The organism is Actinomyces sp. oral taxon 849 str. F0330 (genome assembly GCF_000239715.1).
Classification (GTDB): domain Bacteria; phylum Actinomycetota; class Actinomycetes; order Actinomycetales; family Actinomycetaceae; genus Actinomyces; species Actinomyces johnsonii.
Map to the genome: position 1 here is coordinate 12,942 of NZ_JH470358.1, position 6,899 is coordinate 19,840.

Consider the following 6,899-nt stretch of genomic DNA (forward strand, 5'->3'; position numbering starts at 1 on the left):
GCGCGGCGATGGCGTTGCGGTGCGCGGTGTCGACGGCGGCGGCCGAGGGCCCGTCGTCGAGTCCGGCGGGGTTTGAGGGCGGGTCAGCGGCAGCGGGAGAGTTCCCCTGGCTCGCCGAGCTCGCGGGAGTGACGGCGCTGGCCGGGGAGGCGGGGGTCGCAGGACTGCCCGGCGTCGCGATGTCGGCAGCGACGACGTCGTCGAGCTGGGTAGCCACGACCGAGGGCACGAAGGCGCCCTGCCGGCGGCCGTCGTAAATCCAGGTTCCCGTCTTGTCGGAGAAGGAGGAGCGCACGTGCAGGGGCACCCCGAAGCGGCGGGCGTACTCCACCGCGCGCAGGTGGAGGATCTTGGCGCCGTGGGCGGCCAGTTCCAGGGTCTCCTCGCTGGAGAGGGACTCGATGCGCTTGGCGGTGGGAACGATGCGGGGGTCGGCGGTGAACAGGCCGTCGACGTCGGTGTAGATCTCGCAGACGTCGGCATTGAGGGCCGCAGCCAGGGCGACTGCGGTGGTGTCGGAGCCGCCGCGCCCCAGGGTGGTGGTGTCCTCGACCTCGTTGATGCCCTGGAAGCCGGCGACGATGGCGACCGCGCCGGTCTGGATGGAGCGGGCCACGCGCTCGGGCAGCACCCCGACGATGGAGGCCTTGCCGTACTTGGAGTCGGTGAGGACCCCGGCCTGGGCGCCGGTGTAGGCGCGGGCGGGCACGCCGAGCTCACCGACGGCCATGGCGAGCAGGGCCATGGAGATGCGCTCACCGGCGGACAGCAGGATGTCCATCTCACGGGCGGGGGCGTCACTCGTCAGGGCGGCGGCCTGGTCGAGGAGCTCGTCGGTCGTGTCCCCCATCGCGGAGACGACGACGACGACCGTGTTACCGGCCTTGCGGGTGGCGACAATGCGCCGGGCGACGCGTCGCATCGCGTCGACGTCGCTGACGGACGAGCCTCCGTACTTCTGGACGACCAGTGCCATATGGGCGCTCCTCGGGTCCTGGAATCAGTGCGTGTCTACCATCAGGTAGTCCGCGCCGGTGCGGGCGTCCTGGCAGGAGCCTCCGGGATCTGGAGCCGTCGCCGCGCGGCGCCCACGACGACGTGGCTGGGGCAAGCATACGGGCCCCTTGTGTTGCCGGCATATCACGTGGCTCTGAGATCACAGCGCCGGTGGACCACGCGAGGGGCGGGTGGACCCGAGAGCCGCCCCCACTCGCACCTACTCTAAAATGCTGAGAGTAGCGACTCAAAGTTGCAGAACCTTGGAATCACGAGGAAAATCTCGCCTCGAACGGCGCTACTGCCAACCTACTCGAACGCTACTTGAACACTACTCGAAGCTCTCTCACGGGCCCCGCCGCACGCCCTTCACGCGCGAGTCGACTCAGAGCGCCTCCCACCACCGTCGACTATGGGTACCTCTCCCCGACTACCGCGGCCCTCGACGCAGTAGCCTGCCCCTATGAGCATTGAAGTCTCTCAGCTCACCCGTTTCTTTGGCCGGGCGCCCGCGGTGCGCCGGCTGGACATGTCGGTGCCGGGCGGCGCCATCACGGGCCTGGTCGGTCCCAACGGTGCCGGCAAGACCACCCTGCTGCTCATGCTGGCGGCCCTCCTGGCCCCGGACTCCGGAACGATCCGCGTCGCCGGCCTGGACCCGATCACCCAGTCGCGCGAGGTCCACCGCGCCGTGGGCTGGATGCCCGACGCCTTCGGCACCTGGGACTCCCTGACCTGCACCGAAATCCTCCTGACCTTCGCCGCCGCCCAGGAGATGGATGCCGACGCCGCCCGCACCCGCGCCGTCGACATGCTCACCCTGGTCCACCTCGACGAGCTGGCGCGCACGCCAGCCCGGGTCCTCTCCCGGGGCCAGAAGCAGCGTCTGGGCCTGGCCCGCGCCCTCATCCACGACCCCAAGGTCCTGCTCCTGGACGAGCCAGCCGCGGGCATGGACCCGCGCTCGCGCGCCGACCTGCGCGTCCTGCTGCGAGACCTGGCCTCGGACGGCACCACGGTCCTGCTCTCCAGCCACATCCTGTCGGAGATGGAGGAGATGGTCGACGGCGTCGTCTTCATGTCCCACGGAACCACCGTCCCCTCGCCGTTGGATCCGGTTCCGGTCGGCGCGCAGGCCGATGACGCCACTCACCCAGTTCCGGTGCGCCGGACCTGGCGGATGCGGGCCCTGGATTCCGGGCGCCTGAACGACTGGGCGGGCTCCGAGCAGTTGCCGGTCACGCCTGAGGAGGACGGGAGCATGCGTCTCCCCGTCGCCGACGACGCCGCGGCGGCCCGCCTGCTGCGCGGGGCCGTCGAGGCCGGGGTGGAGGTCGTCTCCTTCTCCCCTCTGTCCGGAACCTTGGAGGAGACCTATCTGGCCCTGGAAGGAGAACGCCGATGACTTGGACGGGCGTACGCACCATCATGGTGCTCGAGCTGCGCCAACGGGTGAGAGCCACGCGCTGGCGCGTCATGCTGGGGATCTGGCTGGCCGTCCTCATCCTGCTGTGCGGCGGACTAACGATCGCTCTACTAGAGACCACGGGCGCTCCCCCCAAGGATTACCTCGTCTCCCTCTACGACCTCGTCGTCTGCTTCGTGCTGGGGATCGGGCTCATCGTCGCCCCCACCCTGTCGGCGACGTCGATCAACGGCGACCGAGCCGACGCGACCCTGGCACTACTGCAGGCCACCGCTTTGCGCAGCCAGGAGATCGTCGTCGGCAAGCTGCTGGCGGCCTGGGGCGCGGCGATCGCCTTCCTGGGCGTGGCTGCGCCCTTCCTTCTCATCCTGACGATCGCGGGCGGATCGCACTGGCAGGCGCTCCTGGCTCACCTGGTCATCCTCGGCGTCACCCTGGGGGCGGTGTGCGCGATCGGCCTGGGGTTCTCGAGCCTGACAGCGCGCCCTTCGGCCTCCGCAGTACTGACCTACATCGTGGTGGCCGCCCTGACCGTCGGGACGCCCCTGGCCACAACCATCGCCTCCTCCTTGGTAACCGGCAAGCAGACCGTAGTGACCTACGAGGTGGACTACACGAACTCGACCGATGACAAGCTCGTGTGCCGACCGGACCCCGATGTTGAGACTCGGGAGGTCACCCGCACCAACCGGATCTGGTGGATGCTGGCCCCCAACCCCTTCGTCGCCCTGGGGGACGCCACCGCTCATGCGCCGATTCAGCCCGCCTTGGACCACCACTCCGTGGGCAACTCCCTCCTGACGAGTACCGGGCTGGGAGTCGACTCGATGCGCGATCCCAAACCCGATCGAGTCATCCACAACTACTGCGAGGGGGACAGCTTCTACGACGACCCGTTCGGCTCGTCCACCACGGACTCTAGGACGAAGCACCTGGTCTTCTGGCCCGCGAGCCTCGTGGCACTCGCGGCCCTGGGGGCCGGCGGAGTGGTCGTGGCCGGCAGACGCCTGCGCGTCCCAGCCGGCAAACTGCCACGCGGCGTGCGTCTGGCTTAACCACCCCCATCGAGCCGGGCATTCTTCGCGTAGCCCTACCGTTTTTCCGCCCGGCTACGTGAAACTTGCCCGGCTCGGCGTGAGGTGAGCGACGTCAGGCCGTCTTCCACCGGAACAGCCGCGCCCCCAGCAGGCCGCAGACCACCGTCATGCCGACGAGCACCGCGAGCGCCGTCCCATAATCCGCCCAGGACTGGCCGGACCACATCCCCTGGACGAGGTCGACCAGGTAGTGGAAGGGCGAGTAGCGGGCCACGCGCTGGACGCCCTGCGGGATCTGGCTCTGGGGGACGAAGGCCCCGGAGGTCATCATGATGACGATGAACAATCCGTTCCCGATCCCGGTGGCGGCGCGGGAGGAGGGGTAGAGGGCGGCCAGCGTGTAGCCCAGCGCCAGGAAGGCCACCAGCCCGAGGGCGGCGGCAGCCAGGATCGCCACCGGGTTGCCCTGGAGCCTCACCCCGAAGCCGAGGGCTCCCACCAGCAGCGCCAGGACGATGCCCACCAGGCTGATGAGGAAGTTGACGGTCAGGTCGGCCGCCACGAAGACCCGCGGGCTCAGCGGCGTGGCCCGCAGGCGGGTCAGGGCCCCGCTCTCGCGCAGCTGGAGTTGGCTGGTGGGCAGGATGATGATGCCAGTCATCCCCACCACGAGACAGGCGCAGGCGGGCAGAGTGGCGTCCATGAAGCCGCGGCCCCCGAACTGGGGGTTGGGGTCGTTGCCGAAGAGCACGCCGAGGATCGCCACCAGCAGCGGGGCGAGGACAAGGGTGAAGAACAGTCCGACGGGCTCGCGCAGGGTCGAGCGGGTCAGCATGACGAGCAGGGTTGTAAAAGTTCGGCGGGTGCGCGTAGTCGGCATGGTCGTGTCTCTTCTCAGCGCTCGGTTTGTCGGTAGGCGATTGCTCGGTTGGGGCCCCAGCCGGTCAGGCTTCTCTCAGGGCCCGTCCGGTGAGGTTGAGGAAGACCTCCTCCAGGCCCGGCGAGTGGGTCTCCATGTCTTGCACGACGACGTCGGCCTGCGCCAGGTGGGATAGGACCGCCTGGGCGAAAGCGCCCGTGCCGCCGACGATGGTGACGGCGCCGTCGGTTCGTACAGAGGTGACACCCTCGACGTCGGACAGCGTCCTGGGCGCCGGAGCGCCGAGCCTGAGCCGTAGCGAGGCCTGGCCACCGTGGGCCGCGATGAGGGCGGGGATCGTGTCGAGGGCGATGACGCGTCCGTGGTCGATGACGGCGACCCGGTCGCACAGGGCCTCGGCCTCCTCCATGTAGTGGGTGGTCAGAACCACCGTCTTGCCGCGCTCGCGGATGTCGCGCACGACGTCCCACATGGCCAGGCGCGCCTGGGGGTCGAGTGCGGTGGTCAACTCGTCGAGGAAGAGCAGCTCGGGATCGTGGACGAGGGCCAGGGCGATGAAGACGCGTTGGCGCTCCCCACCGGAGAGCCGGGCGACGTCGGTCTTCTCCTTGGAGGCGATGCCGAGGCGCGCCAGCAGCGGCCGCCAGGGCACGGACTGGTCGTAGAAGGAGGAGAAGAGCTCAAGGGCCTCGCCGACTCGCAGCCGGGGCAGGAGCGCGGCCTGCTGGAGCTGGATTCCGGTGCGACGGGCGAGCTCGGCGGCGTCCTTGACGGGGTGCAGCCCCAGGACGGAGATCTCTCCGGAGGTGGGCTCGTCGAGGCCCTCGATGCTGGACAGCAGCGTGGTCTTGCCGGCGCCGTTGGGGCCGATGATGCCGAAGATCTCGCCGTCGGCGACCTGAAGGCTGACGTCGTCGACGGCGGTGAGGTCGCCGAAGCGGCGGGTGACGTGAGTGCAGGTGACGGCGTTCATCAGGGCTCCTGGATGATGTGTCCGTCGAGGTGGATCACCTCAGCGGGAGGGCTCCGTGCACCCTCGCACCCACCATGGTCGCACTGTGCAACTAGTTCTACAAGTTTTACCCGTCGCGCTGATCGATTTCCTCTTCCTCTCTCAGTCTCCCCGCCGCCCGGCTGCGCGAAATATGCCTGGCTCGGCGAAAGGGGGCGGAAGGAGTCTTCAGTCCTCGACCCGGCGCCGGCCCTCGAAGGCCCGCCCGAGGGTGACCTCATCGGCGTACTCCAGATCGGCGCCCACGGGCAGGCCGGAGGCGAGGCGGGAGACGGGCACGGCCATGGTGCGCAGCATGCGGGTGAGGTAGGCGGCGGTCGCCTCGCCGACGACGTCGGGGTCGGTGGCCAGGATGACCTCCTCGACCTCGCCGGCCCCCAGGCGGCTGAAGAGCTCGCGCACGCGCAGGTCATCGGGGCCGACACCGCTGATGGGGTCGATGGCGCCGCCGAGCACGTGGTAGAGCCCCCGGTACTCGCGGGTGCGCTCAATGGCGACGACGTCCTTGGGCTCCTCGACGACGCAGATGACGCGCTGGTCGCGGCGGGGGTCGCGGCAGATGGCGCACTGGGGGGCCTCTGCGATGTTGCCGCAGGTCTCGCAGAAGCGGACCCGGGCCTTGACGGCGCGCAGGGCCTCGATGAGGCGCTCGACGGCGGCCGAGTCCGCGGCGAGCACGTGGAAGGCCATGCGCTGGGCGGACTTGGGGCCGATGCCGGGCAGCTCGCCGAACTCGTCGATGAGGTCCTGGACGGCGCCTTCGTAGACGGCGGGCATGTCAGCGTCCTTCCTGAGTCACGGTGACCTCTTCGATGACTTGTGCGCCGAGGATCCGTTTGACGACCTCGATGCCGACGACGCCGGCGTCCTCGGCATCGGGATCGTCCTCACTGGGGGTGTCGTCGGCCAGGGAGTCGGCGCTGGTCTCCTGCGCGGCGGCGCGGGCGGCGGCCATGGCGGCAGCCAGCCGTGAGCCCGCAATGCCCGACGGCGCCCAGGTGGCATCGTCCTCGCGAGCGGCGCTCGAGGCGCCGGGCTCCTCGGGCGCCGGACCCGGGCTGAAGGGGCTCGACTCCGTCCCCTCCCAGGTAACGGGCGCCAGTCCGGGAGAACCGGCGGTGGCGTCGGGTGCGCCGGGCGCACTGCCGGCGGCCGGCGACTGCGGGGATGACTGGGGGGAGGGAGACTGCTGGAAGGACTGGGGAGCGGTTGCGGACGATGCGGCCCCGCCGGGAATCTCCGGCAGGGCGCGCAGACGGTGGACGGTGGCCAGGGGCGCCTCGTCGGGCGCCTGCGCGGCAGGAGCGGAACGGGACTGCGCCGGCGACGTCGAGGAGGTGACCGGTGAGGCCGGAGTCGGGACCGGCGCGGATGAGGACCGGGGGGCGTAGGGGCTGGACTGTGCGCCATCCTGAAGGCCGGCGGGGGCGGAGGCGTCCGGAGCATGCGGAGAGGACGACTCGGGTTCGGGCATCGCGGGCGCTCCCGAGGGGGGAGAGCCAACGGGTGGTGGGGACGACGACCCGGAGGACGCTGAGACACGCAACA

Annotated in this window: 7 protein-coding genes; 2 read left to right on the forward strand and 5 right to left on the reverse strand. The window is 70.1% G+C overall.

The window, feature by feature from the left end:
* Positions 1 to 976 (reverse strand): aspartate kinase (locus HMPREF0975_RS12205; RefSeq protein ID WP_009234492.1); only part of this gene is annotated, 976 nt, incomplete at its 3' end.
* Positions 977 to 1,459: 483 nt separating this feature from the next.
* On the opposite strand from HMPREF0975_RS12205, the gene HMPREF0975_RS12210 reads away from it, so the two are divergent.
* Entirely contained in the window at positions 1,460 to 2,401 is a 942-nt protein-coding gene (locus HMPREF0975_RS12210) for an ABC transporter ATP-binding protein (RefSeq protein ID WP_009234493.1), read from the forward strand.
* Positions 2,398 to 3,477 carry an ABC transporter permease gene (locus tag HMPREF0975_RS12215; RefSeq protein ID WP_009234494.1) on the forward strand — a complete coding sequence of 360 codons (1,080 nt, stop codon included), beginning with the start codon at positions 2,398 to 2,400 and terminating at the stop codon, positions 3,475 to 3,477. Before HMPREF0975_RS12210 ends, HMPREF0975_RS12215 begins: the two co-directional genes overlap by 4 nt.
* A gap of 94 nt (positions 3,478 to 3,571) precedes the next feature.
* Here HMPREF0975_RS12215 and HMPREF0975_RS12220 read toward each other — a convergent pair whose 3' ends face one another.
* The 4 genes from HMPREF0975_RS12220 to HMPREF0975_RS12235 all read right to left on the reverse strand — a co-directional run bounded on the left by HMPREF0975_RS12220 (position 3,572) and on the right by HMPREF0975_RS12235 (position 6,825).
* A complete protein-coding gene (locus HMPREF0975_RS12220) occupies positions 3,572 to 4,339 on the reverse strand; it encodes an ABC transporter permease (protein ID WP_009234495.1) in 768 nt (255 codons plus the stop codon).
* Positions 4,340 to 4,403: 64 nt separating this feature from the next.
* Positions 4,404 to 5,312: an ABC transporter ATP-binding protein gene (locus HMPREF0975_RS12225; protein WP_009234496.1), complete on the reverse strand. Its 909-nt coding sequence runs from the start codon at positions 5,310 to 5,312 to the stop codon at positions 4,404 to 4,406.
* 207 nt (positions 5,313 to 5,519) lie between these two features.
* Positions 5,520 to 6,128: a recombination mediator RecR gene (gene recR / locus HMPREF0975_RS12230; protein ID WP_009234497.1), complete on the reverse strand. Its 609-nt coding sequence runs from the start codon at positions 6,126 to 6,128 to the stop codon at positions 5,520 to 5,522.
* Position 6,129: 1 nt separating this feature from the next.
* Entirely contained in the window at positions 6,130 to 6,825 is a 696-nt protein-coding gene (locus HMPREF0975_RS12235) for a hypothetical protein (protein ID WP_009234498.1), read from the reverse strand.
* Positions 6,826 to 6,899: the final 74 nt, after the last annotated feature.